The sequence below is a fragment of the Halomonas sp. BDJS001 genome, assembly GCF_026104355.1.
Classification (GTDB): Bacteria; Pseudomonadota; Gammaproteobacteria; order Pseudomonadales; family Halomonadaceae; genus Vreelandella.
This window is the reverse complement of record NZ_CP110535.1, coordinates 4,228,584-4,253,093: the sequence shown is the minus strand read 5'-3', so window position 1 is coordinate 4,253,093 and position 24,510 is coordinate 4,228,584. Positions and strand designations below refer to the sequence as shown.

Here is a 24,510-nt window from a genome sequence, read left to right as displayed (position 1 = left end):
TGGAGAGTAATCATGATTACTGCCTTATTACCGATCTTCTTTGCCGTTTTATTGTTGGGGCTGCCGATATTTGCCTCGCTCGCGTTAGCGGTGTTTCTCGCCATTGAGTTTTTTGGAACCACCAACCCGGTGATTGTGCCAATGCGCATGTTTACCGGCATGAACAACTTCTCGCTGATGGCGATTCCGTTCTTTATTCTGGCGGCCGAGCTTATGCGGATTGGCGGGCTTTCCGACCGGTTGATCAATCTCGCCAAGGCGTTGGTAGGGTGGGTGCCAGGGGGCTTGGCAGCGGCCACGGTGCTGTCATGCCTCTTCTTCGGGGCCATTTCCGGTTCAAGTCCCGCCACGGTGGTGGCGATTGGCTCGATCATGTTCCCGGCACTTGTCGCTGCTGGCTACGATAAGCGCTTTGCGATTGGGTTGATCGCCACCGCCGGTACCTTGGGGCCGATCGTGCCGCCGAGTATTGCGCTGATTATCTATGGCTCAGTGACCGGTACTTCAGTGGGGCGGCTGTTTGCAGCGGGCCTGCTGCCTGCCATTGTGATTGCTTCGATTCTCATCGCCTACTGCATCGTCTTTAGCAGCATCAAAGGCTATGAGCGCGCCCCTTTCCCCTCGCTGAGGCAAATCTTGGTAGCCTTTAAAGAGGCTGCCTTGGGCCTTGGCCTGCCGGTGATTCTGCTGGGGGGCATCTACAGTGGCGTCTTTACCCCGACCGAATCGGCGGCGGTCGCCTGCGTATATGGGCTGTTTGTCGGCATGGTGATTTATCGCACCATTAACGTAACGGAACTGGTGGGAACACTAAGAAGCTCTGGATTGATTTCCGCGACGCTGCTGCTGATCACCGCTGGCGCCTCGGCGTTCTCATGGCTGCTCGCCATTACCGGTACGCCTAGCCAACTGGCAGGTGAGGTGCTGTCGTGGACAGACGATCCGTTTCAGGTCATGGCGCTGTTTAATGTCGTGATGATCGTTGCTGGCTTCTTCCTCGATAGCGCCTCGGCCATCATTGTGCTCTCGCCGTTGCTACAGCCTATCGCTGCGCAAGTGGGCGTCGATCCTGTTCACTTCGGTGTCATTACGTTGATTAACTTCTCGGTGGGTATGATTACTCCACCGGTAGGGCTGAACCTGTTCGTCGCCATGGCAATATCCAAAATGTCGCTGCAGGAAGTATTTAAGGCCTGCTTACCACTGATTGGCCTGATGCTGATAGCGCTGATCATCATCACCTACGTGCCGTGGATAAGTACCTGGCTACCCTCACTAATTTATTAATGAATCGCTTGAATACGTTAATCAATAAGGACAATGAATCATGAGTAAAACGATTGAACAGGCGGTAGCGGAGCAGGGCCTTACGTTACCGGCGATTCCAACACCGCGCGGCCTGTTTCTGCCCTGGTCCCGGTTGGGCAACCAGTTGTTTTTAGCCGGGCAGATTTGCGAACGTGACGGTGATGTTCTCTATCCTGGCAAGGTTGGCGGTGAGTTCGATCTTGAAACCGGAAAATTGGCGGCCCAGGCGTGTGCTTTAAACCTCTTGGCTGAATTGAGCGATGCTGTTGATGGCGACTTTTCTCGGGTGGTGCGATGCGTGCGCATGAATGGCTTCGTCAATGTGGCGCCGGGCTTTCACGATGTGCCGTTGGTAATCAATGGCGCTTCAGAGCTTTTTGTCGCGCTGTTTGGCGATGCGGGGCGTCACGCTAGAACCGCGATTGGGGTAGCGACACTACCCGGCAATGCGGCAGTGGAAGTCGAAGCGATTTTTGAAGTGTGTTAAGCACCCACAGAGGTACGTAAAGCATGCAGGATTCACCCATTTTTTTACCGTTGCGTGAGCAGTGCGAGCGGCTGCGGGCGGGTAAGCTGACCGCTACCGCGCTGGTCGAAGCGGCAGTCGCTGCTTATCAGCAGCGCGGCCAACACGACCACGCCTACCTCACCTGGAACGGCGAGCGGGCACTGGCAATGGCAAAAGCTGCCGATGCGGTGCTCGCCCAGGGTGGTGATGCGGGGGCGCTAATGGGCATGACGGTATCGATCAAGGATATCTACGCCGTGACCGGGCTACCCACCTATGCGGGCTCTTCTCAACGCCTGCCGAAGCGCTGGGAGCGTCCTGGCCCGGTGGTGAGCACGCTATTGAAACAGCTGCCTTCTGTGATGGGTAAAACCCACTCCGTTGAGTTTGCTTTTGGTGGACTAGGCACCAATGCCCACTGGGGAGCGCCGCGCAATCCTTGGGATACAACTGCGCACCGCACGCCCGGCGGCTCCAGCTCTGGGGCGGGTGTTTCGTTAGTGGGTGGCACGGTAAGCTTGGCGTTTGGCACCGACACCGCTGGTTCAGTGCGTATTCCTGCCTCTATGACCGGCGTAGTGGGATTGAAAACCACCGCTGGGCGCTGGTCGACCGAGCAGATCGTACCGCTTTCAAGTACGCTGGATACCCCAGGGTTACTGGCGCGTCGGGTAGATGACCTTGCCTTTGCGTTCGATGCGTTGGATGGCGGCCTTAGCGGTCAGGATGATCGAATGCCAGCAACACCGACGCTTGCCGGGTTGACCTTTGGAGTACCAGAAACGTTTTTCTGGGACGACTGCAGTCCAGGTATCGCGGAAACCGTACGCGCTGCCATTAAGCAGCTGGAAGCCGCCGGGGCGCGAATAGTGACTCTCGAGTTGCCCGGCATCGACGAAGCGTACGAACTCTTCAAGCTGGGCGGTGTGGCTGCGCCGGAATTGGCAGCGTTTCTAAACACCGAGCTACCCGAGATGATTGACTCCCTGGATCCTAATGTCGCCGCCCGCGTCAAAGCGGCAGATGATATGCCCGCTTGGGAGTATGTGCGTCGTCGCACGGTGCTGGACTCGCTTGCCGCCTCTGCTGCCGCTCGCATGGCCGATGTAGATGCAGTCCTTACTCCCACGGTGGCTATTACCCCGCCCACTATCGAAAGTCTCGAGCCAGAAGGTGCCTACCCCAAAGCCAACATGCATGCCCTGCGCAACACGGTGATCGCTAATTTCCTAGGCCTGTGTGCCTTAACGTTGCCGGTTGGGAAAGACGCCGCAGGTATGCCTGTTGGCCTGCAAGTGCTGGCCGGGCCGTGGCAAGACGCCAACCTGCTGGCAATCGGTCAGGCAATTGAAAACGAGCTGGGATCAGGCTTGGAGATTCTTGGTCAACCACCAGCGATATGAGCGCTGAGGCGGCCTAAGTACTTCCGCCGGTTTGGAGCGTAAAGCCCACATCATGCTGGCGGCGGTAGACGTTTTTACCGCTTAGCCGCCGAATGAGTTCTTTGGCGGCTAAGCGGCCCATCTCTTCTCTGGGTGAAAGAATGGTAGTGAGCTGAGGGGTTACGTGCTGACCAAGGGGCAGGCCGTTAAACCCGGCAATGGCGATATCCCCTGGCACGTTTAGCCCTTGACGTTGCGCCGCCAGCAAGGCGCCTGCCGCCAAGTCGTCGTTGGCAAAGTGAATGGCTTGGGTATGAGGGTATTGTGCGAGCACTTGAGCCAGCCCTTCAGCGCCCGCCTGCAGGCTGCCCAGGGTGTTTAGCTCCAGTAGTGGGGCGTCGATTCCTTTCTCCTTTAGTACTGCTTTATGGCCTTCGTAACGCATGCTGGCGCGATAATCCTGCGAGAGCCGGGCGCCCACATAAACAATCTGGCGGTAGCCTTTGTCGATAAGATGGCCGGCCATGCAGCGGCCTGCCGCTACGTGATCCAGGCCCACGTTAAGATCCATGCCTTTGCCCAGCTCCATTACCTCCATAATGGGATGATCCCAGTTCGCCAGCAGCGTATGACACGCCTTGTTATGACGCAGCCCAGCGGTGACCAGGGCCGAGCATGACCAGCCCAGAAAAGTACGCACCAACTGATACTCACGGTCTAGATCGTAGTCGGTGTTACCCAGCAGTATCTGATAGCCCTCGGCTTCCAGCGTCTCCTGTAGCCCCTTGATGACTTCCACAAACACGCTATTGATCAGTGACGGCACAATCACCGCAATCAGCCGCGAGCGGGAAGAGGCCAGACTACCGGCTACCAAGTTGGGTACGTAGCCCAGTTTCTCTACGGCTTGTAGAACACTCAGGCGTGCACTATCGCTGACTTTATCAGGGTAGTTCAGTGCTCTCGATGCGGTAATCGGTGATACCCCTGCTGCTTGCGCCACTTGGCTGAGCGTGACCTGATCGGAGCTTCGGCGCTGCCTGGCAGGGCTGGGAGAAGCAGCGTTGGGAGAGTCTTTAGACATTGGTCGCACGTCCCTGATTTTCAGCTTGTCGTAACGGAAACAATAATCTAAAACGAATGATAGCGCTATCATGACAGCGCTATCATTTAGCTCCTAATTGCACCGCGACGATAGCAATACACACAACAACCGCGAGGTGTCGGCTGGTGAGTCAACACGATAAGCAATCACTTCAAGTAGGTCTTATTGGCCTCGGCGCCATGGGTATGGGTACGGCCACCGCTTTGCTCAAGCTGGGCTTTAATGTGACCGGGTGCGATATTTCCGCTGGGGCACGCGATGCCTTCGCGGCAGCAGGGGGGCAAAGCGTAGCCACTCCTGCTGAGCTTGCTCACTGCCATATCGTGTTGGTGGTTGTCGTTAACGGAGCGCAGGTTGAGCAAGTGCTGTTCGGTGAACAGGGGGTGGTAAGCCACTTGGCCCAGGGCAGTCTGATCATACAGTGCGCCACGGTGGCTCCCAGTCAGGCCAAACAGCTTGGTGAGCGTGTGATGGCAGAGGGGCTGATGCTGCTGGATGCGCCGATCAGCGGCGGTGCTGCTAAAGCCAAAAGTGGTGAACTATCGGTAATGGCCTCTGGGGCAGCGGAGGCATTTACCTACGCCGAAGCGGTGTTAAACGCCATCGCTGCCAAGGTTTATCGCCTTGGCGATGCGCCTGGCGTTGGCTCAAGTATGAAACTGGTCAATCAACTGCTGGCAGGTGTGCATATTGCCACCGCCGCTGAAGCCATGGCGCTGGGCATTCGCATGGGGCTCGACCCAGAGGTTATTTATGACGTCATTACCCACTCGGCGGGCAACTCCTGGATGTTCGAAAATCGCGTGCCGCATATCCTGAGCGGTGACTACACACCGCTTTCGGCGGTGGATATCTTCGTCAAAGATCTCAATATCGTGCATCAAACCGGCCGCGAGCTGGCGCTGGCAACGCCCGTTGCTTCAAGCGCTCTGCAGCAGTTTACCGCTGCCAGCGGTGCAGGTTTTGGTCGCGAAGATGACTCGGCGGTGATCAAGGTTTATCAAAGGCTCTCCGACATCGCGCTGCCAGAAGCTGCCAACGACGCTCAGGGAGCCTAATAAAATGGGTATGGGAGCGAACATCGTACTGGGCGCCATTGCCGATGACTTCACTGGAGCGACCGACCTTGCCAATAACCTGGTGCGCGGCGGTATGCGCTGCCTACAGGTGATTGGCGTGCCCCAGCAAGAGGTCGATCTCACTGATATCGATGCGGTGGTGGTGGCGCTGAAATCGCGCTCCTGCCCGGTAGTTGAGGCCGTGGCGGACTCACAGTCAGCCCTTGAGTGGCTTCGTCAGAAGGGTGCCCGGCAGTTGTTCTTCAAGTACTGCTCCACCTTTGACTCCACTGATAAAGGCAATATCGGCCCGGTGGCGGATGCGCTGCTGGAAGCCCTGGATGCGCGTCAAACGGTTATGGTTCCCGCTTTTCCGATTAACGGTCGCACCGTCTACCAGGGCCATCTGTTTGTGGGCGACCGCTTGCTCAACGACAGCGGTATGCAGCACCACCCACTGAACCCCATGCAGGACGCGGATCTCGTGCGAGTACTCTCCCGCCAAACGGCGCACCTAGTGGGCTTAGCCAATCGTGCCGTGCTGGCCAAGGGGGCTGAAGCTACTCGTGCTCACTTAACGATGCTGGCAGATCAGGGCGTTCGCCATGTTATTTGTGATTCCTTGGACGAGCAGGATCTGGAGATTCTGGCTGAAGCTACCGTTGCGATGCCTTTAGTTACCGGCGGTTCTGGTTTGGGGCAGGCGCTGCCCGCCCAGTACCGTGCCCAGGGCTGGCTAGACATGATCAGTGAGCCGGGGCGCTTATCGCCTGCCACGGGCGGTGCGCTGGTGCTCTCCGGCAGCTGTTCCCGTGCCACGCTGGCCCAGGTGGCGGATTTTCTGGCCAAGTACCCTGATGGTGGCTTTGCCCTGGATCCTTTATCGCTTGCGGAAGGTGAACAACAGCAGACGCAGGCGCTGGCGTTTGCTCGGCAGCGGCTATCTGAACAGGCGCCGGTACTGATTTATGCCTCGGCAGATCCAATAAAAGTAACAGCGGCACAACAAGCGTTAGGGGCCGCGCGTGCCGGGCAGCTCGTGGAAGAAGCATTGAGCCAACTGTCAGTGACGCTGGTTAACGAAGGCGTGGGCCGATTACTGGTGGCGGGGGGCGAAACGTCAGGTGCAGTCGTCTCGGCGTTGGGCATTACCACTCTGCGCATCGGTGAGCAGATCGACCCTGGCGTGCCCTGGACGCAAACCCCAATGGCGGGTCGCGAAGCGCCGCTGTCACTGGCGCTGAAATCTGGCAACTTTGGTAGCGTCGACTTCTTTACCCGGGCGTTTGAGGTGCTGGTATGAGCATCCACTTGCATCGCCATCCCCAAAACAGTTTGCGGGAGCAGATCAGCACGCTGGGGAAATCGCTGTTTGACCGCGGCCTGACCATGGGCTCCAGCGGTAATATCAGCGTGCGCCTGGACGATGGCGGCTGGCTGATGACACCCACCAACGCCTGCTTGGGGCGGCTGGATCCTGCACGCATCTCTCACCTGGATAACAGCGGCCAACTGCTGAGTGGCGATAAGCCTACCAAAGAGCAGTTTTTGCATATGGCGATGTACGAAGAGCGTCCGCAATCCGGTGCGATTGTGCATCTGCACTCCACTCACTCGGTGGCGGTCTCTTGCCTGCCCGAAGTGAATCCCTGCGACTGCATACCACCGCTGACCGCCTACTACGTGATGCGGGTGGGCAAGCTACCGTTGGTGCCGTATCACATGCCCGGCGACCCCAAGCTGGGCGATGCAGTGCGGGGCTTAGCGGGCAAGCATAGCGCGGTACTGCTGGCCAATCACGGCCCGGTGGTAGCGGGGAAAAACCTTGAGGCGGCGGTGTACGCCACCGAAGAACTGGAAGAGACCGCCAAGCTCTATCTACTGTTGCGAGGTGAGAACCCTCGGGGGTTAACGCCGGAGCAGGTGGCGGAGCTGGAAGCACGCTTTCCACGGGATTAACGACGCATTTAACAATGACGTACTTAACAACAAGAGCACCACGATGATTCGATTAGCCGCCAACCTCAGCATGCTGTTTAACGAGCACGCCTTTATGGATCGCTTTGCCGCCGCTGCGAAGGCGGGCTTTAAAGGCGTGGAGTACCTGTTCCCTTACGCCTATGGCGCCGATGAGTTAAGAGATGCGCTGAATAAAAACCAACTGGAGCAAGTGCTGTTTAATCTGCCGCCAGGCGATTGGGATGCAGGTGAGCGAGGCTTGGCGAGCTTGCCGGGTCGAGAAGGGGAGTTTCATGACTCGGTGGTTGAAGGGCTACGTTACGCGGAGGCACTCAACTGTCCTCGGGTGCATGCCATGGCAGGGCTGCTCCCGGAAGATGCCGATGCCGCGACCCAGGCTGAACACCACGCCACCTATATCCGCAATCTGCATTTTGCTACGGAAGAGGCGGCTAAAGTTGGCCGAGAGATACTGATCGAGCCGATTAATACGCGCGATATGCCCGGCTTTTTTCTCTCTCGCCAGGCCCAGGCCATGGCGGTATTGGAAGAGGTAGGGGCAGAAAATCTAAAGCTACAGTTTGATCTCTACCACTGCCAAATTATGGACGGCGACTTGATTCGCCACCTTGAACGCCAGTTCAGCGCCGTCGGGCATATTCAAGTCGCAGGCGTACCTGGGCGCCACGAGCCTGACGTGGGGGAGGTGCACTATCCCGCCATCTTCGAGCGCTTAAGCGCGCTGGGCTATAGCGGCTGGATCGGCTGCGAGTATCGCCCCCAGGCCGACACTCGCGCGGGGCTGGGGTGGGGGGAGGCGTGGGGCCTAACTACCCACTGATCGACGCCCACTGACCTGACCCAACTGAATGAACAATAACAACACCACAACAGGATCCTTACGATGCATATTGCCATTACCGGTGTGGCCGGGTTTCTCGGCCAGCGTTTAGTCAAGCAACTGCTTGAGCGTGGTGAGCTGCGCCAGCAATCGATTACCCGGTTAACGCTCCTTGACCAAGTGGAGGCGCAGCAGCCTGCAGCGGGAAGCGTTGCTGTGACATCAGTGGCGCTGGATATTACCCAACCCGGCGCGCTGGATAGCGTGTTAAAGCAGCGCCCTGACGTGATTTACCACCTGGCGGCGGTGGTAAGCTCCGCCGCAGAAGCCGATTTGGAACTCGGTATGCGGGTTAACTTCGATGCCACGCGGGCGCTGCTGGAAGGCTGTCGGGAACAGGGCCTGGCCGATACCCGCTTGATTATGGCCAGCTCCGTGGCGGCCTACGGCGGTGAATTACCGGAGGTGCTGGATGATATGACCGCACTCCATCCGCAAAACTCCTACGGTGCACAAAAAGCCATGTGCGAGCTGCTCATCAACGATTACAGTCGCCGAGGGCTTATCGACGGCCTAGTGCTGCGTCTGCCTACTATCGTGATTCGCCCTGGTCGGCCGAATGCCGCGGCCTCTAGCTTTGCTTCGAGTATTCTGCGCGAGCCGCTCAATGGCGAAGAGGCGGTTTGTCCGGTACCCGTTGACCTGCCGATGTTTGTGATGTCGCCAGGCAAGGTGGTGGATGCGCTAATTCATGGGGCAGAGGTGCCGAGTGAGGCGCTGGCGCCTTTCAGAGCCTTTATGCTGCCGGGCATCACCGTCACGGTGGCCGAGATGCTGGAAGCGTTGCGTGACGTCGCGGGAGAAAAAGCGCTTTCACTGGTACGCCATGAACCCGATCCACGTATTGAAGCCATTGTGGCGAGCTGGCCCGCCCGGTTTGAAACCACGAAAGCCAAGCAGCTTGGCTTTGCAGGCGATGACAACTTCAAGCAGATCATCGATGCGTTCGTTTCTGAATTGCCATGACTTCCTCACCTACCCGCAACGGTAGGAAACTGCCTGGGCAACCCCTGCAGTCGGGTAAGTTGCCCCAACGACCACCCTCACAACAATATAAAGAGGGCACGACAATGACGAAGCAACACATGACACCAACGCTCAAGCGCCATGTTCTGGTGGCAGCAATTAGCGGTATCGCCACAGTAGGTATCGTATTTCAAGCCCACGCGGCGACAGAAGTGAACCTGGGCCATACACTCTCCTCGACTTCGCACTACTCGGTCGGTGCTGATGCGTTTAAAGAGACGCTTGAGCGATTATCCGATGGCGAGTTCACGGTGACCGAGCACACTTCTGGGTCGCTGGGCGGCGAGCGGGAGATGATCGAAGGCCTGCAGATCGGTACGGTCGATGTGGTGATAACCTCCACTGGCCCGCTGGGTAACTTCGTACCGGAAAGCTATGTGCTCGACCTGCCGTTCCTGTTTGAGAACTACGACCAGGCTCGCTGCGTATTGGATAGTGAGCTGGGCGATGAGCTGTTGGAAAAAATGGGCGAGCACGACTTGGTGGGTTTGGCGTGGTCTGAAAATGGTTTTCGCCACCTAACCAATAGCCAGCGCGAGATCGCCACGCCCGCGGATGCCGAGGGCCTGCGCGTACGCACTATGGAGAACGCGGTACACCAGGAAGCGTTCCGCCAGATGGGCGCCCGCCCAACGCCAATGGCCTTTCCTGAGCTGTTCACCGCGCTTCAGCAGGGCACTGTTGATGGTCAGGAAAACCCGATCACCGTGATCGTCGCCACCAACTTCTGGGAAGTCCAGGACTACCTTTCGCTCACCGGGCACGTCTACTCACCCGCCATCGTGTTGGGATCACCGATATTGCTCGATGGCCTGAGTGATGAGGAGCGTGGTTGGTTTATGGAAGCCGCGGCGGCGTCTGCCGAAGCGACCCGCGAAGAGGTGTCGCGTTTAGAGCGTGAAGGGGTGGCACTGCTGGAAGAGAACGGCATGAAGGTGAAAACCGATATCGATATTGCCCCCTTCCAGGAAGCGGTACAGCCTGCCTACGAGATATTCACCTCGGAATACGGCACTGAAATGCTTGAGCGTGTTCAGGAAACAGCCAGCGGTTGTTAAGTAACCCTTTCGAGCGCTTCCCCACCTCGGCCTCCGACATCCCGGAGGCCGCTTTGGCATGGTGAACTCTTATGCTAGCAGTCTTTCTTCGTTTTGAGCACCAGTTAACCCGGCTCGCTATGCTGCTTGCAGTGGCGATGCTGGCGATCTCGGTGACACTCAGTTTTTATCAGGTTCTCACCCGGTTTGTCTTCAATGCGCCCTCGACCTGGACTGAAGTGGCCTCTCGTGCAGCGATGATTTGGTGTGTATTTCTGGCGGCGGCTGCCACGTTTCGGGGTGGCTACATGATGGCGGTGGAGGTTGTTTATAAGCTGGTGCCCGCGCGTTTACTGACACTACTGGAAGTCGCCATTGTGGTGTGCTGCCTGCTGGTATTGGGGGTGCTGATTCACTACGGCATTCAAATGACCCTGCGGGTGAGCAATCAAACCATGTCAGGCATGAATATCTCGATGGCGTGGGCGTATGCGGCGATTCCGACGGGCGCCTGCTTTGCCATTGTGGCCGTGGTGGCGAGGCTGCTCGCACAGCTCACTGGCCGGGAGACGGTAGGCCCTGAAAATAGCGAGATCGTGCCGGAGGCTGAAGCATCCCAGGGTGCTACGCGATCAGAGCGGGAGGTACAGCCATGAACATGGTTATCGGCCTGTCGTTGATCATTCTATTTACCTTCGGTGTGCCGATTGCGATTTCCATCATTCTGGCGTCAATCATCGGCATTGAGTTCTTTACTCGCTTGCCGCTGCTGCTGGTGCCCCAGCAGATGTTTATCGGTATCGACAAATTCCCGCTGATGGCGATCCCGTTTTTTATCCTCGCCGGGAATTTGATGGCCGCCGGGGGGATCTCACAGCGCCTGGTGGATCTGGCAAAGTCCATCGTTGGCCGCGTGCAGGGCGGGCTGGCCATGTCCTGTGTACTGACCTGCATGATGTTTGCGGCGGTGTCTGGCTCCAGCGTGGCAACCACCTTCGCCATTGGTGCGATCCTGATTCCAGCCATGGTAAAGCATGGCTATCCCAAGCCGTTGGCCGCCTCCATACAGGCCTCCTCTGCAGAGCTTGGGGTTTTGATCCCGCCCTCCATTCCATTGATCCTGTACGGCGTGAGTACCGATACCTCCATCGGTCAGCTATTCCTGGCGGGTATCGGCCCCGGCATACTGATTGGCAGCGCGCTGATACTCTTTCTCTACCTGTTCTGCAAAGTCCGCGGTTACGGCAAGGACGACTATAAAGACAGCACCGGCTTTATGATCTCGGTAAAGCGTGCCTGGGTGGCGATGCTGATGCCGGTGGTCGTTATCGGTGGTATCTATGGCGGGATATTTACCCCGACTGAAGCCTCCGCCGTGGCGGTATTTTTTGCCCTGATCGTTGGCAGCTTCTACTACCGTGAACTGAGGGTCGATGACCTGTGGCCGATTTTACGCCAGAGCGTGATCTCTACCGCCGCCGTTATGTTGATTATTGCTGCGGCCTCGCTCTTCAGCTTTCTGCTTAGCCGCACGGGGCTACCTGCACAAATCGCCACCTTGGTCACCAATACCATTAATGATCCGATGATGTTTCTGTTGGTGGTCAATGCCCTGCTATTGGTTGTTGGAATGTTTATCGAAACCTCCGCCGCCATTCTGGTGCTGGCGCCGATTTTGACCCCGATTGCAATGCAGTTCGGTATCCACCCCGTCCATTTTGGGCTGGTGATGGTGGTTAATCTGGCGCTTGGCATGATTACGCCGCCGCTAGGCGTAAACCTGTTTGCTGCCTGTGCGGTCGCCAAAATCTCAATCGACCAAATGCTGCCATGGCTGGTGCGATTTGTATTGGTGGTACTGGCCTGCCTAATGGCGATTACCTATATGCCGTGGATTTCCATGGGGCTGGTGACTGCTTTTTACGGTTAATTTTTTACTGAATTCTGTCGCTTTTTAGCATTACCCGAACAATGACAATTAAAGGAGTGCGATATGCAAGATGCATTAGTGTTACCGCCTCAGCAGGCGCTGATTGGTGGTAAGTGGGTTGATACGGCCACTACCCTACAAGTAGAAGCACCCGCTTCGTGTGAGCCTTTGGCACGTATAGCACGTAGCCAGGAGGGTGATGTAAAGGCAGCCGTTGAGTCGGCACACCAGGCGTTTTCCGGCCAATTGGGCGAGTGGGCGAGCTGGTCTGCCCGGCAGCGCAGCGAATGGTTGCTACGCTTTGCAAATATTATCGAGGCGCATCACGAGCAACTGGCACAGCTTGAGTGTGCTGATACCGGGAAGCCCATGACTCAAGCCAGAGGTGATATTGGTGCCTGCGCACGCTACTTCCGTTTCTATGGAGGGGCGGCGGATAAGCTTCACGGTGAAACCATCCCCTTTGAGACCGACTTCGCGGTGATGACCCTGCGTGAGCCCTACGGCGTGTGTGCGCAAATTATTCCCTGGAACTACCCATCGCAAATCTTCGGGCGCTGTGTGGCCGCGGCGCTGGCTGCGGGTAACACCGTTGTGCTCAAGCCCGCAGAGGATGCCTGTTTAAGCGTACTGCGTTTAGCGCAACTGGCAGTGGATCATGGCCTCCCGGCGGGTGCACTCAACGTGGTGCCAGGGCTTGGTGCTGAAGCGGGCGCTGCTCTTGCTGCCCACCCAAACATTGATCATCTCTCCTTTACCGGCTCGCCAGAGACCGGCACCCATGTCGCTAAGGCGGCCGCGCAGCACCATGTGCCGGTCACCCTGGAACTTGGCGGTAAGTCTCCCCAATTAGTGTTTTCCGATGCGGATCTTGATGCCGCGCTCCCTGCGGTGGTGCGTGGCATTATTCAGAATGCCGGGCAGACCTGCTCCGCAGGCAGCCGTTTGCTGGTGCAGCACGAGATCGCTGAGCGCGTGGTTGCTAACCTCAGCGAGCGCTTCGCTGCCCTGCGCTGCGATGCCGGCGAAGCGGACGCTGACTGTGGCCCACTGATCAATGCGCGTCAAAAAGCCAAGCTGGAAGCGCGCTTGGCGGCCGCCGTAGCCGACGGTATTCGCGTGGCGGCAAAAGGCCAGTTAGCGGCAAGCGCGCCAAGCGGCGGCCACTTCGTAGTGCCTCAACTACTTACCGATATTCCCGTGGGGCATGCAGTGCTTCAAGAAGAGTTGTTTGGCCCAGTGCTGGTCGTGCAGGTGTTTGAGGATGAAGCCGAAGCCCTGGCGCTGGCCAACGCTACCGATTTTGGCCTATGTGCCGGTATTTGGACGCGGGATGGTGGTCGCCAGCTCCGTTTGGCCAAAGGGATTCGCAGCGGTCAGGTATTCATCAATAACTACGGCGCCGCCGGTGGTGTAGAGCTACCATTTGGTGGCGTTGGTCGTTCCGGCCATGGCCGAGAGAAAGGCTTTGAAGGTCTGCGTAGCTATACCCGAATTAAGACGGTTGCTATCAAGCACGACTAATCACCATTAATGGAGCAATGACAATGACAACATCTCGCCAGGTAGGCATCGTCGGCGTAGGCCTTATGGGCCATGGGATTGCCAGCAGTCTGCTGCGCGCAGGCCACCAAGTCAGCTTTCTCAATCACTCGGGCAATCAGCCCGTAGATGACCTGCTGGCCGCCGGTGCTACCGCGTTGAATTCAGGCCGAGAGGTAGCACAGAGCGCTGAGGTGGTGATTCTGTGCGTGACCGGCTCACCCCAAGTAGAAGCGGTGCTATTTGAACCTAACGGCGTTTTGGAAGGGATAACGCCCGGTAGTATCGTGGTGGATTGCTCCACCGCCTTGCCCAGTTCAACAGAAAACGTCGCTGCCAGAGTCGCAGAGGCGGGCGGGCGCTTTATGGATGCGGCCATGACGCGCACCCCAAAAGAGGCGGCGGAAGGGCGGCTCAACTTGATCGTCGGCGCGCCGAAGGCGCTGTTTGATGAAACGCTGCCACTATTGGAAGGCTTTGCCGAAAACATTGCCCATGCGGGCGAGGTAGGCGCAGGGCATACCCTTAAACTGCTGCATAACTTTGTTTCTTTGGGATTTTCGGCAGTATTGGCCGAAGCTACAGCGGCATCTCGTAAAGCGGGTATTAGCGATAGCGCATTGCTGGAGGTATTAGGGGCTGGAGGCGGAGGTGGCGTTGTACTTGAACGACTGCGCCCCTATATCGCCGATAATGATCCTTCAGGCTTTAAGTTTAGCGTTGCCAATGCCAGCAAAGACCTGGGTTACTACCATACGATGACCGAAGATCTCGCCGTAGAGGGAGGTATCGCTGAAGCCGTCCGCAACTTATATGAATCGGTAGAGGATCAAAACCTGCCAATACCGGCGCTAATCGGTGTGCTAGAACGGCGTTAAAACAGATCGTGATTTTTCAATGGGCTGTGTTTGGTCTATGCATTTCCATACGCCGCCAAAAACACATCCACGGCGCTACTGACCTGGTGATGAAGCTCTTCATCGCTGGGGAGGTGGCGAACGCCCATGCGGACTTCTGTGACCAGCATGCCTTGCCACATGCTGCACAGGTGGTTGGCGGCAAGTGTGGGTACGCCAAGCGTTAAATGCCCGGTCTGGGCTAGTCCCTCCAATTTCTCCTGCAGCCACTGCTTAGTGGCCCAAGGGCCTGCCTCAAAAAAAGCCTGTAGCAGCTCAGGGTGCTGCTCTCCCTGGGTATTCATCACCCGCTCAACTGCCAATACATGGGGCTCCAACAAAAAGTGCACTAAGCTCACGCCGACGTCGATCAGTGATTGGCGAACCCCCTCGTGGGTATCGGGCAGCTTATCTAATCCCCTGCGGATGGTTTCCGTTTCGCGCCGGATCACACTGCCAAACAGTGCCTCTTTGGTCACAAAGTGGCCGTAGACTGTGACTTTGGAAACCCCCGCTTCCCGAGCAACGGCTTCCATGGTTACCCCCTCTAAGCCGTAGCGAAAAAACAGACACGCAGCCGCATCCATCATGGCATCTCGTTTAACCATATCCTTGGGTCGGCCAGCGCGGCGCTTTGGTTCAGGCGGTGTATGTAGTGGCTCTGTCATCCGGTGCAATCCATGCCCATTGGGTAAATAAATATTGAACGTTGGCGTACAAATATTATAGTGAACGGTATCGTTCAAGAATAAACCATTTCGAGGCCAACATGGGCACCTCTCTAAAAACTTCCTGGAACCACCGGTTTCGCGGCATGCTGGCGGCGCTGTTGATGGTAGGTGCCACACTGGCGGCGGTGTCTTTTCTATCCAGTCAGCACAGCAGTGCTCAGCAGGCCCGCCAGCAAGGCGCTGATAATGCCCTGCTACAAGTGGTGACAGTGGCCCTGGAGCAAGCCGAGCAGCTGCAGCGCGATGTGCGTTTAACCGGTCGTGTGCTGGCGCGCCAGTCGGTATCGCTGGCGTTCGAACCCGCGGGGCGGGTCAGTACTGTGTCGGCAGACAGAGGTGATGCAGTGGAACAGGGGGATGTGCTTGCCACGCTGGATACCCGCCGCTTGGAAAGCCGCTTAGCGGAGGTAGCAGCGCGCAGTGATGAGGCTCGTGCCAGCCTCGCCCTGGCTCAGCGCCAAGAGGAGCGTGAAGCGCAGCTCAACCAGAATAACTTTGCCAGCCGCACGGCGCTGGATCAGGCCCGGACAGATCGACTGACCCTCCAGGCTCGCCTGGCGGCGCTGGCAGCCGAGCGCGATAGCCTTACCGCCGATTTGGATGACAGTACGTTGAAAGCGCCCTTTGCCGGACGAGTGATTGAGCGCCACGTCAGTGTCGGTAGCCTGGTGAGTAGCGGCACGACCGCTTTCGATCTTATCGATATCGAGCAGTTAGAAGCGCATCTTGGCCTACCTGCCGCACTGGCCGCGACCTTTACCCCAGGCGAAGCCGTTGCGCTGAACGTCAACGGCGAGGAGGTCAACGGGGTGGTGCGTGCCCGGCTCCCCCAGGTTGATAGCGACAGCCGCACCCAGACGCTGGTGGTAGCGCTGGAAGCCCCAGACTACGCCGTGCCCGGCGATCTGGCAGAACTGCGTAATTCCATCACGGAGCCCGCAAGCGGCTACTGGGTGCCGTTGGATGCCCTGCAAGCCGCCGACCGTGGCCTGTGGAACGTATTGGTGGCCGAGTCGTTAGAGAACGATCACTACCGTGTGGCCCAGGCCAGCGTGGAACTGCTGCATAGTGAAGGCGACCAAGCCTTTGTGCGCGGCACGCTGGCGCCGGGCATGCGGCTGATTACCAGTGGCACCCACCGTGTAACGCCAGGTCAGCAGGTCACGCTCAGTGAGGAAGTGGCCCATGACGCGCCTTGAGTGGTTATTTAACCGGCGACTGTTAGCGCTAGCCCTGGGCCTTCTCGTGGTTGCCGGGCTGTCGGCTATTCAAACGTTGCCACGTGCGGAGGATCCTCACTTGGTAGCCCGCATGGCCACTGTTCTCGCGCCTTTCCCTGGCGCCACCCCCGAGCAGGTCGAAGCCTTGGTGGCGCGACCCATTGAGGATGAACTACGCACTATCGCTGAGATTAACGTGCTGGAATCCACCTCACGCCAGGGCATTGCAGTGATTAGCCTTGAGCTTGAGGATGCTGTGACCAACGTCACGCCGGTGTGGAGTCGCGTGCGCGACAAGCTGGCCGATGTCGCCCCTACACTGCCTGACGGCGTGCAAACGCCGGAGCTGCTGGATGATCGGGGCTACGCATTTAGCATTGTGGCCGCACTGCGCTGGACACTGGACTCCCCACCCAACCCCCAGCTGATGGAGCGCTACGCTGAACGCTTGGAAGCAGCGTTTCGAAACGTCCCGGGCACGGAGTATACCCACCGCTTCGGCATGGCGGGGGAGCAGGTAGAAGTAAAGGTTGATCCGCTTGAGCTGAACGCCTTGGGGCTCTCCGTTGGGCAGTTAGCGGCCACCATTGAGGCAAGCGATGGCCGACGTACCGCAGGTGAAGTGATCACCGATGGCCACCGGCTAACGGTAGGGCTAAGCGGGGAGTTCGATGCGCTCGACAGGCTACGCGAAATAGAAGTGGCGACTCGTCAGGGGCAAACCGTCAGGCTTGGCGAGTTGGCTGAGCTACGCCGCGGCGTGCAAGACCCGCCCGCCGCGGTGGCACTGATAAACGGCGAACGTGCGGTGTTTGTGGGTGCACGTATGGCACCCGGCCAGCGTATTGATAGCTGGGTGGAAAAAGCACAAGAGCAGTTGGCAGTATTTGCCGATGGGTTGCCTGTCGGTATCGCGGTTGAAGAGGTTTTTGAGCAGGCCAGTTACACCAACCAGCGCTTAAGTGACGTGGCAGGCAGCCTGTTGATGGGGCTGGTGCTGGTGGTGGCGATCCTGTTCCTCACCATGGGCTGGCGCTCGGCGGTGACGGTGGGGTTGGCGATTCCCGCCACGGCCCTGCTCACTCTGGCGCTCTTCAGGCCGCTGGGTATCGATATTCACCAGATGAGCATTACCGGTATTATCGTGGCGCTGGGGCTGATGGTCGATAACGCTATTGTGATGACCAACGCCCTGCGCGAGCGCTTTTTGAAAGGCGATTCAGCGCTTGCTGCTACCCGGGACACGCTGCGCCACTTAGCGGTGCCGCTGCTGGCCAGCACCTTGACCACCATTCTGGCGTTTATGCCGATCGTGCTGATGCCGGGGCCCGCTGGGGAGTTTGTGGGGCCCCTGGCCATGGCGGTGATGGTGGCGTTGGTAAGCTCCTATCTGGTCTCGCTGCTGCTGGTGCCCGCGCTGTCACCCATGCTGTTAGCCAGGGTCGCTGATAAACCTCCAACGCCTCGAAATAACGGTGTCAGTGGGATGCTCAAGCGCGGCTTCCGCCGAACGGTACGCAGCGCGCTGCGTCACCCCTGGGCTGCGATGATCATCACCCTATGTGTGCCGGTGGGCGGCATGGCGTTGATGCCCACCCTGGACGTAGCGTTCTTCCCACCCGCCGACCGCGACCAGTTTCACATCGAGGTGCGCCTGCCCCCTGCCAGCAGTATGGCCAACAGCGAAGCCCTGGCCCATGAGATCGAGGCGATGGTTCGTGAGCTGCCAGGCATCACCCGCGTCTCGGCGTTTGTTGGTGAAAGCGCGCCAATGATGTACTACAACGTGCTTACCAATGAGGATAATAACCCGGCATTTCTGCACTTAGTGGTGGATACGGTGTCTTTACAAATCACTAACCAACGGGTGCCCGCCTTACAGCAGGCGCTTGATCAGCGCTTCCCCCAGGCCCAAAGCGTAGTACGCAAGTATGAGCAGGGGCCGCCGTTTAAAGCCCCCATTGAACTACGTGTCTATGGTGATGATCTAGAAGTGCTCTCTTCGCTGGGACTTGAGTTAGCGGCCCTAATGCATCAACTGCCTCAGGTGACTCATGTACGCGCTGGCATGCAGCGTGATTTGCCCAGGTTAACCCTGGATATCGACCATACGGCACTGAGTGATGTGGGGCTAACACCGCAGCAGTTAGCGGAGCAGGTGGGGGCCGCGCTCTCGGGCCAACCAGCAGGCATGCTGCTGGAAGACACACAGCAACTACCCGTACGGGTGCGCTACGCTGATGCTTGGCGCACGAGCGCTGAACAGCTGGCGGCGCTACGCCTGGTGAGCGATCAGGTGGCTGAGGGCCTGCCACTGACAGCGGTGGCAGAGGTATCGCTTACCCCAGCCTGGAGCGTGATTACCCGCCGTAACGCGGAACGGGTACAGTTGGTACAAGGCTACCTGGTGGCTGATGCGCTGCCAGCGGTCTCAATGGCCCAGTTGGATGACAAACTTCAGGCGGCGTTGGCGTCCGGGGCGTTTCAATTGCCTTCAGGTTACCGTATCGAAACCGGTGGTGAAGCCGCCGAGCGAGATGAAGCCGTGGGCCAGTTACTTGCCTCGGTGGTGCTGCTGGTCATCGCCATGGTGGCCACTGTGGTATTGGCATTTAACTCCTTCCGCCGTGCCGCCATCGTATTTATTGCCGGCGCCCAGGCGATGGGTATGGGCATTGTGGCACTGCTGCTAAGCGGGCATGCGTTTGGCTTTGTGATTATCGTCGGCATCATGGGGCTGGTGGGGGTGGCGATTAACGCCACCATCATCATTATTGCCGCCTTGGATGACGATGAAGCCGCCCGCCGAGGCGATATCGATGCCATGCTGGCGGTGATCAGTGGCCCCACCAGCCGGCATATCGTTTCGACCACGATCACCACCTTTGCAGGCTTAATACCGCTGATGGTGGCTTCCGGCGGACTATGGCCACCATTCGCGCAAACGGTTGGTTTTGGACTACTCTTAGCGACGTTAGTGTCGTTTTTCTTTACCCCAGCGCTTTACCGGCTATGGATATCACGGCCAGCTGACTTTTAGCGCCGTGACCTCACGACTATTTTACAAGGATGAGTAAATAGCATGTATCAGCACTATGCGAGACCAGGGCAGGACGCCGATGGTGAAGAGCCCGGCCATGCAGTGGCCATTCTCAGTGTTCAAGGAAGCTCGCCTGGCGTTCATATTGTCGATGTTAATACCGACTATCAGCGGCTCTGGGGTGGCAGCCGTGAAGATTGGCTGGGAGCAGCGCCCATTATCGTTCAGCAAGAGGCGGCCAACCGGCAAATTGTTGACCAGTTGCACGATGCGCTGAACCCCTTGCTCAATGATGCGGAAAGTTTTTTCGAGGGTATTGGTGGGCTGGAAGTCAATCGCCGCCATGATGGGTCGCGTCGCTATGTTGAATGGCGAATTACGGCGATGGGGGTGCGCCACAATGACAGCATTACACTCGTGTTAACCCAGCGCAATGTGACCGAGCAGATGGAAAAAGAGGCGCAGCTTGAGCGGCTAGCCACCACCGATATGCTAACGGGACTAGTGAATAGGTCACAGTTTGATGCGGTGCTAAAAAGCGAGGTCAACCGCCAATGCCGCTACGCTCGCCCCCTCTCTTTAATCATGCTGGATATCGATTTCTTTAAAAGCATTAACGATGGCTATGGCCACGATATCGGTGACCAAGTGCTGGTCGAGCTCGCCCATTTGCTGAAGCGCAATCTACGGAAAGCGGATTGTTGCGCACGCTGGGGTGGTGAAGAGTTTATGTTATTAGCCCCTGAAACCTCCCTTGAGCAGGCTGTGCGCCTTGCTAACAAAATTCGAGATGCGATTAAGCACACCGCTTTCCCTATTCAAGGCAGTGTTACGGCCAGTTTTGGTGTCGTCGAGGTGCATGCGCAAGATTCGGTCAAAAGTTTAATGAAGCGAGTGGATAACGCCCTTTACCTCGCGAAAGAGGAAGGGCGTGATCAAGTTTCGACGGGAGGCTTATTGCCTTCTGTTAAGCAAGCTTAATCTTGGTCGCGATCAATCGCGAACGGTGACCACGCCTGACGAACGGTCATTATTTCCAAGCGATTGATGTTGATATGGTCGGGTAGGGTAGCCAGGTAGTACAGTTGCTCGGCAATATCTTCCGCTTGAAGCGGCGTGGTGCCTCGGTAAAGCGCATCCGAAGCGGCCTGGTTGCCTTTGGTTCTAACCAGCGTGAACTCGGTTTCGGCCATGCCGGGGGCAAGATCGGTGACGCGCACGCCAGTACCCAACAGATCGCAGCGCAGGTTATAGCTGAACTGTTGAACGAACGCTTTTGATGCGCCATACACATGCCCGCCAGGATAGGGCCACTGCCCCGCCACCGAACCGAGATTGAGAATGCTCGCCCCTTTACCGGTTTTCAGCAGTAGCGGTAGCGCCGCGTGTGTCACATTGACCAACCCGGTGATATTGGTGTCGATCATGGTGTGCCAATCCTCTAGCGCCACCTTTTGCGCCGGTTCCGGTGCCAGTGCCAATCCCGCATTGTTGATCAAACAGGTGAGCGGCAGAAACTCCTCTGGCAGATCACTAATCGCCGCTGTCACCGCATCACTGTCGCGCACATCCAGCGCCAGTGTCAGCACGGGCACCTGCCCAGAGAGCTCCTCTTCAAGGGCTTTGAGGCGCTCTACGCGTCGCCCGGTTAATATCAACGACCAGCCTGCTTTGGCAAACCGCTGGGCCGCCGCTTTACCAAATCCTGACGTCGCTCCGGTAATAAGTACGCTAGGCATAGCATCTCTCCACGTTATTCAAATGATTAAAAGGCGATGGGACGAGTTCTGACATCACTGTAAGTAACGCTGGTTCAAGCCTTTAGAGCCAGTTAGTGCCTGTCACTGTGACATCACTCGTCTGTCCCTCTGGTATGTAACGACTGGCCCTACAGCCTATGCGGTTGACTCACTAGGCTGGCAAGCACGCTATTTGTTAACGGATTAATCAGGGTGCCTGCTATGAATACCAACATTGCCGCTTCACATCCACCCGTAAGCGGTGTGGATAATACTTATGTACACACCTTGGATCGTCAGTATGTGTTCCACTCCTGGGCACAGCAAGGCAGTTTAGACCCCATGGTGATCGCGGGGTCTGAAGGGTGTCGCGTATGGGACTATTTGGGGCACTCGTATTTGGATTTTAGCAGTCAGTTAGTCAATACCAATATTGGCCATCAGCACCCCAAGGTGGTGAGCGCGATTCAAGCCCAGGCCGCGAACTTGTGTACCATTGCCCCGGCCCATGCCAACTTAGCCCGGGGTGAAGCGGCCAAGCGTATTATTGCCAAAGCGCCCGCTGGGTTTAGTAAGGTGTTTTTTACCAACGCGGGCGCGGATGCCAATGAAAACGCCATTCGCATGGCGCGTCTTTACACCGGGCGAAGCAAAATACTATCCGCCTACCGCTCCTATCACGGCAATACCGGTTCAGCGATTGCCGCCACCGGTGATTGGCGGCGTGTGCCTAATGAGTATGCCAGTGGCCATGTGCACTTCTTCAACCCTTATCTTTATCGCAGTGAGTTTTGGGCGCGCAATGAAGAGGAGGAGTGCGAGCGGGCGTTGCAACACCTGTCCCGGGTGATTGAGTGCGAAGGCGCTAACGCGGTCGCGGCCATCCTGCTAGAAACCATCCCGGGTACTGCTGGCGTGCTGTTACCTCCGAAGGCGTATCTTCAGGGTGTGAGAAAACTCGCCGATGAATTCGGCATTGTGCTGATTCTCGATGAAGTAATGGCTGGCTTCGGTCGCACGGGGCGCTGGTTCGCATTTGAACATTACGACATGGCGCCGGACTTAATCGTCTTCGCCAAAGGGGTGAACTCGGGCTATGTACCCGCTGGGGGCGTGATTATCTCTGAACCCATCTCACGCTATTTCGATGACCACTTTTTTGTCGGCGGTCTGACGTATTCCGGCCACCCGTTGGCCATGGCGGCGATAGTGGCGACCCTGGATGCAATGGAAGATGAGGGCGTGGTCGAGAATGCCGATAAGATCGGTAACGGCCCCTTGGCCGAGGGGTTGCAACAGCTTGCCGAGCGATATGACCTCATCGGTGATTGGCGGGGTGTTGGCGTTTTTCACGCCTTAGAGCTCGTCAGTGACCCGGTTTACAAAACGCCACTGCCAGGGGCTGAAGTGTTGAAACTCAAGCAGCAATTGATGGAAAACGGGCTACTGGTGTTTACCGTTGAGAACCGTATCCACGTAGTGCCGCCGTGTATTGTGACGGCTGCTGAAGTGGAGGAGGGATTAGCCATTCTGGATCGCGTATTGAAAAACTATACGGCATCACGCTAGAGGAGTAGTTAAGTGCTGAGGGCGTTATCGTAGGCGAGGCCCAGGCGCTGTATGCCTGGGTCGATGCGCTCCCTCTCGATGGCGCCAAATCCCAAGCGGAAAAAGCGCCGCGGCGGAGCGGCATCGAAGAAGTGCTGGAAGCCGGGTTCAATCAGCACACCCCGCTGGGCTGCATGCCAGGCTAGCCGCTGAGTGTCTATTCCCGCATCCGCTTCCATCCAGAAGGCGCTGGAGCGGTTGCTGCTGTGGCTGAGGCAGCTGGGCAAGGCCTGATCAATGGCAATTCGCATGGCGTCCCGGCGCCGTCGATCTCCTCCACATGCAGTTTGAGGTAGCGCTCGTAATAGCCTTGCGAAATAAACTGCGCCAACTGGTGCTGTAACGCTGCGGGTGGGTGGCGGTACATCATGCGCCGCAGCGCTCGCAGTTCGTCGATCACCTCAGCATCGGCCACGACATAACCCACGCGCAGCCCAGGTGAAAGTGCTTTGGATAAGCTGCCCATGTAGATAATTCGCGCGCTCTGCGCGCTGGCTTTGAGGGCTGGCAGCGCGAACTGGTCGCCATGAATCTCGGCGTCGTAGTCATCCTCAATCACGATTTGGTCGCGATGAGGTAGCTGGGCCAGTAGAGCTTCGCGTCGCTCGCGGCTCATGGTTACACCAGTGGGCACCTGATGACTGGGCATGACGTACAGATAGTCACACTGCTGAGACCCCTCAAGACGCATGCCTTCCGTATCCACGGTTTGCAACTGCAGGCTGGCACCGCGCTGGGCAAACACATTCATTGCTTCGCGGTAACCGGGAGATTCCAGGGCTACGCGAGTGCCCCGATGGCAGAGCAGCTGCGCAATCAAATAGAGTGCATTTTGCGTTCCCATGGTGATCAATATCTCTTCTGGGCGAGCAAAAATACCCCGGCGCGGCAAAATACGTTTGCGCAATTGCTCAATCAGCAGCGGATCGTCCTGGTCAATACGGTCGCGCAGCCACGGTTTATCACGTTGGGAGCTTAATAAACGCCGGGAAACATCGCGCCATTGAGCGAGTGGGAAGAGTCGCGTATCTAACTGACCATAAATAAATGGATAAGCATATTCCGACCAATTGCCGGGCTTGAGAATCCCCTGGTAGTTAGTAGGGCGCTGAGTAATGCGTTTGTGCCAGTTTGGTGCGCTTACGGCGTCGTTACAGGGGTCGGTTAACGCTGATAGTGATGAATCAAGTGTTGATGGAGGGTCGTTATAATCAGGGTGTAAATAGTAGCCACTACGCGGGCGACTGATTAGATAGCCATCCTCGACCAGCTTTTCATACACAATCGCCACCGTATTACGTGAAATACCCAACTGTTGCGAAAGTTTGCGGCAGGAGGGGAGCGCATCCTCACTGGCCAAACTTCCCACACGAATGGCTTCTAACAGCGTTTTGCGTAGTTGTTCTTGGAGGCAGGGGCCAGCGTTAGGATCGACCTCAAGACACAGCGATGTCATGCACATCTCCTCTTCAAAATCCTGGCCATCTAGCCCGGTCACTCAAGCATCTCTCCTTAAACAA

At 57.4% G+C, this 24,510-nt stretch carries 22 protein-coding genes; 17 read left to right on the top strand and 5 right to left on the bottom strand.

What is annotated here, in order from left to right; translation table 11 throughout:
• Positions 1-12 precede the first annotated feature (12 nt).
• From OM794_RS19760 to OM794_RS19750, 3 genes are read left to right on the top strand one after another with little or no spacing between them, the layout of a single operon-like run.
• Complete coding sequence (locus OM794_RS19760; protein WP_226246745.1) at positions 13-1,287, top strand: TRAP transporter large permease; 1,275 nt, start codon at positions 13-15, stop codon at positions 1,285-1,287.
• Positions 1,288-1,327: 40 nt separating this feature from the next.
• Positions 1,328-1,795 carry a RidA family protein gene (locus OM794_RS19755; RefSeq protein ID WP_226246746.1) on the top strand — a complete coding sequence of 156 codons (468 nt, stop codon included), beginning with the start codon at positions 1,328-1,330 and terminating at the stop codon, positions 1,793-1,795.
• Positions 1,796-1,818: 23 nt separating this feature from the next.
• On the top strand, positions 1,819-3,219 hold the full coding sequence (locus OM794_RS19750; protein WP_226246747.1) for an amidase: 1,401 nt from the start codon (positions 1,819-1,821) through the stop codon (positions 3,217-3,219).
• 13 nt (positions 3,220-3,232) lie between these two features.
• Here OM794_RS19750 and OM794_RS19745 read toward each other — a convergent pair whose 3' ends face one another.
• Positions 3,233-4,282 carry a LacI family DNA-binding transcriptional regulator gene (locus OM794_RS19745; RefSeq protein WP_226246748.1) on the bottom strand — a complete coding sequence of 350 codons (1,050 nt, stop codon included), beginning with the start codon at positions 4,280-4,282 and terminating at the stop codon, positions 3,233-3,235.
• A gap of 146 nt (positions 4,283-4,428) precedes the next feature.
• Between OM794_RS19745 and ltnD the strand changes: the two genes are divergently transcribed.
• The 10 genes from ltnD to OM794_RS19695 all read left to right on the top strand — a co-directional run bounded on the left by ltnD (position 4,429) and on the right by OM794_RS19695 (position 14,634).
• The gene (gene ltnD / locus OM794_RS19740; protein ID WP_226246749.1) at positions 4,429-5,361 is read left to right on the top strand and encodes an L-threonate dehydrogenase; all 933 of its coding nucleotides are present in this window, start codon (positions 4,429-4,431) and stop codon (positions 5,359-5,361) included.
• A gap of 4 nt (positions 5,362-5,365) precedes the next feature.
• A complete protein-coding gene (gene otnK, locus OM794_RS19735; RefSeq protein WP_226246750.1) occupies positions 5,366-6,664 on the top strand; it encodes a 3-oxo-tetronate kinase in 1,299 nt (432 codons plus the stop codon).
• Positions 6,661-7,320: a 3-oxo-tetronate 4-phosphate decarboxylase gene (gene otnC, locus OM794_RS19730; protein WP_226246751.1), complete on the top strand. Its 660-nt coding sequence runs from the start codon at positions 6,661-6,663 to the stop codon at positions 7,318-7,320. Before otnK ends, otnC begins: the two co-directional genes overlap by 4 nt.
• A 43-nt stretch (positions 7,321-7,363) precedes the next feature.
• Entirely contained in the window at positions 7,364-8,161 is a 798-nt protein-coding gene (otnI, locus tag OM794_RS19725; protein WP_226246752.1) for a 2-oxo-tetronate isomerase, read from the top strand.
• A gap of 63 nt (positions 8,162-8,224) precedes the next feature.
• The gene (denD, locus tag OM794_RS19720; protein ID WP_226246753.1) at positions 8,225-9,187 is read left to right on the top strand and encodes a D-erythronate dehydrogenase; all 963 of its coding nucleotides are present in this window, start codon (positions 8,225-8,227) and stop codon (positions 9,185-9,187) included.
• A 104-nt stretch (positions 9,188-9,291) separates the two neighbouring features.
• A complete protein-coding gene (locus OM794_RS19715; protein WP_226246754.1) occupies positions 9,292-10,305 on the top strand; it encodes a TRAP transporter substrate-binding protein in 1,014 nt (337 codons plus the stop codon).
• A 71-nt stretch (positions 10,306-10,376) separates the two neighbouring features.
• Positions 10,377-10,940: a TRAP transporter small permease gene (locus OM794_RS19710; protein ID WP_226246755.1), complete on the top strand. Its 564-nt coding sequence runs from the start codon at positions 10,377-10,379 to the stop codon at positions 10,938-10,940.
• Positions 10,937-12,214: a TRAP transporter large permease gene (locus OM794_RS19705; protein ID WP_226246756.1), complete on the top strand. Its 1,278-nt coding sequence runs from the start codon at positions 10,937-10,939 to the stop codon at positions 12,212-12,214. The genes OM794_RS19710 and OM794_RS19705 overlap by 4 nt, the downstream gene beginning before the upstream one ends.
• A gap of 63 nt (positions 12,215-12,277) precedes the next feature.
• On the top strand, positions 12,278-13,738 hold the full coding sequence (locus tag OM794_RS19700; protein ID WP_226246757.1) for an aldehyde dehydrogenase family protein: 1,461 nt from the start codon (positions 12,278-12,280) through the stop codon (positions 13,736-13,738).
• A 23-nt stretch (positions 13,739-13,761) separates the two neighbouring features.
• Positions 13,762-14,634: an NAD(P)-dependent oxidoreductase gene (locus tag OM794_RS19695; RefSeq protein WP_226246758.1), complete on the top strand. Its 873-nt coding sequence runs from the start codon at positions 13,762-13,764 to the stop codon at positions 14,632-14,634.
• A 35-nt stretch (positions 14,635-14,669) separates the two neighbouring features.
• Here OM794_RS19695 and OM794_RS19690 read toward each other — a convergent pair whose 3' ends face one another.
• Positions 14,670-15,320: a TetR/AcrR family transcriptional regulator gene (locus OM794_RS19690; protein ID WP_226246759.1), complete on the bottom strand. Its 651-nt coding sequence runs from the start codon at positions 15,318-15,320 to the stop codon at positions 14,670-14,672.
• A 101-nt stretch (positions 15,321-15,421) separates the two neighbouring features.
• On the opposite strand from OM794_RS19690, the gene OM794_RS19685 reads away from it, so the two are divergent.
• The 3 genes from OM794_RS19685 to OM794_RS19675 are packed head-to-tail and all read left to right on the top strand — an operon-like array spanning position 15,422 to position 20,624.
• The gene (locus OM794_RS19685) at positions 15,422-16,582 is read left to right on the top strand and encodes an efflux RND transporter periplasmic adaptor subunit (protein WP_226246760.1); all 1,161 of its coding nucleotides are present in this window, start codon (positions 15,422-15,424) and stop codon (positions 16,580-16,582) included.
• On the top strand, positions 16,569-19,643 hold the full coding sequence (locus OM794_RS19680) for an efflux RND transporter permease subunit (protein ID WP_226246761.1): 3,075 nt from the start codon (positions 16,569-16,571) through the stop codon (positions 19,641-19,643). The genes OM794_RS19685 and OM794_RS19680 overlap by 14 nt, the downstream gene beginning before the upstream one ends.
• A 42-nt stretch (positions 19,644-19,685) precedes the next feature.
• Positions 19,686-20,624, top strand: coding sequence for a GGDEF domain-containing protein (locus OM794_RS19675; protein ID WP_226246762.1), 939 nt, complete (start codon positions 19,686-19,688; stop codon positions 20,622-20,624).
• Here OM794_RS19675 and OM794_RS19670 read toward each other — a convergent pair.
• Entirely contained in the window at positions 20,621-21,382 is a 762-nt protein-coding gene (locus OM794_RS19670) for an SDR family NAD(P)-dependent oxidoreductase (protein ID WP_226246763.1), read from the bottom strand. The two genes, OM794_RS19675 and OM794_RS19670, sit on opposite strands and share 4 nt — an antisense overlap.
• A gap of 222 nt (positions 21,383-21,604) precedes the next feature.
• Here OM794_RS19670 and OM794_RS19665 point away from each other — a divergent pair, with 222 nt between their 5' ends.
• Positions 21,605-22,951 carry an aspartate aminotransferase family protein gene (locus OM794_RS19665; RefSeq protein WP_226246764.1) on the top strand — a complete coding sequence of 449 codons (1,347 nt, stop codon included), beginning with the start codon at positions 21,605-21,607 and terminating at the stop codon, positions 22,949-22,951.
• Positions 22,952-22,959: 8 nt separating this feature from the next.
• Here OM794_RS19665 and OM794_RS19660 read toward each other — a convergent pair whose 3' ends face one another.
• Together OM794_RS19660 and OM794_RS19655 are read right to left on the bottom strand one after the other, a co-directional pair.
• Positions 22,960-23,169: a hypothetical protein gene (locus tag OM794_RS19660; RefSeq protein WP_265153979.1), complete on the bottom strand. Its 210-nt coding sequence runs from the start codon at positions 23,167-23,169 to the stop codon at positions 22,960-22,962.
• A complete protein-coding gene (locus OM794_RS19655; RefSeq protein WP_265153978.1) occupies positions 23,148-24,488 on the bottom strand; it encodes a PLP-dependent aminotransferase family protein in 1,341 nt (446 codons plus the stop codon). Before OM794_RS19655 ends, OM794_RS19660 begins: the two co-directional genes overlap by 22 nt.
• Between the last annotated feature and the right edge of the window lie 22 nt (positions 24,489-24,510).

Excerpts from the sequence above, each read along its gene's own strand:
- OM794_RS19680 (WP_226246761.1), top strand. The coding sequence starts at position 16,569 with ATGACGCGCCTTGAGTGGTTATTTAACCGGCGACTGTTAGCGCTAGCC.
- OM794_RS19750 (WP_226246747.1), top strand. The coding sequence starts at position 1,819 with ATGCAGGATTCACCCATTTTTTTACCGTTGCGTGAGCAGTGCGAGCGG.
- OM794_RS19755 (WP_226246746.1), top strand. The coding sequence starts at position 1,328 with ATGAGTAAAACGATTGAACAGGCGGTAGCGGAGCAGGGCCTTACGTTA.
- OM794_RS19665 (WP_226246764.1), top strand. The coding sequence starts at position 21,605 with ATGAATACCAACATTGCCGCTTCACATCCACCCGTAAGCGGTGTGGAT.
- OM794_RS19675 (WP_226246762.1), top strand. The coding sequence starts at position 19,686 with ATGTATCAGCACTATGCGAGACCAGGGCAGGACGCCGATGGTGAAGAG.
- OM794_RS19690 (WP_226246759.1), bottom strand. The coding sequence starts at position 15,320 with ATGACAGAGCCACTACATACACCGCCTGAACCAAAGCGCCGCGCTGGC.
- otnK (WP_226246750.1), top strand. The coding sequence starts at position 5,366 with ATGGGTATGGGAGCGAACATCGTACTGGGCGCCATTGCCGATGACTTC.
- OM794_RS19715 (WP_226246754.1), top strand. The coding sequence starts at position 9,292 with ATGACGAAGCAACACATGACACCAACGCTCAAGCGCCATGTTCTGGTG.
- OM794_RS19660 (WP_265153979.1), bottom strand. The coding sequence starts at position 23,169 with ATGGAAGCGGATGCGGGAATAGACACTCAGCGGCTAGCCTGGCATGCA.
- OM794_RS19705 (WP_226246756.1), top strand. The coding sequence starts at position 10,937 with ATGAACATGGTTATCGGCCTGTCGTTGATCATTCTATTTACCTTCGGT.
- otnC (WP_226246751.1), top strand. The coding sequence starts at position 6,661 with ATGAGCATCCACTTGCATCGCCATCCCCAAAACAGTTTGCGGGAGCAG.
- OM794_RS19670 (WP_226246763.1), bottom strand. The coding sequence starts at position 21,382 with ATGCCTAGCGTACTTATTACCGGAGCGACGTCAGGATTTGGTAAAGCG.
- denD (WP_226246753.1), top strand. The coding sequence starts at position 8,225 with ATGCATATTGCCATTACCGGTGTGGCCGGGTTTCTCGGCCAGCGTTTA.
- OM794_RS19745 (WP_226246748.1), bottom strand. The coding sequence starts at position 4,282 with ATGTCTAAAGACTCTCCCAACGCTGCTTCTCCCAGCCCTGCCAGGCAG.
- OM794_RS19710 (WP_226246755.1), top strand. The coding sequence starts at position 10,377 with ATGCTAGCAGTCTTTCTTCGTTTTGAGCACCAGTTAACCCGGCTCGCT.
- OM794_RS19695 (WP_226246758.1), top strand. The coding sequence starts at position 13,762 with ATGACAACATCTCGCCAGGTAGGCATCGTCGGCGTAGGCCTTATGGGC.
- OM794_RS19685 (WP_226246760.1), top strand. The coding sequence starts at position 15,422 with ATGGGCACCTCTCTAAAAACTTCCTGGAACCACCGGTTTCGCGGCATG.
- OM794_RS19760 (WP_226246745.1), top strand. The coding sequence starts at position 13 with ATGATTACTGCCTTATTACCGATCTTCTTTGCCGTTTTATTGTTGGGG.
- otnI (WP_226246752.1), top strand. The coding sequence starts at position 7,364 with ATGATTCGATTAGCCGCCAACCTCAGCATGCTGTTTAACGAGCACGCC.
- OM794_RS19700 (WP_226246757.1), top strand. The coding sequence starts at position 12,278 with ATGCAAGATGCATTAGTGTTACCGCCTCAGCAGGCGCTGATTGGTGGT.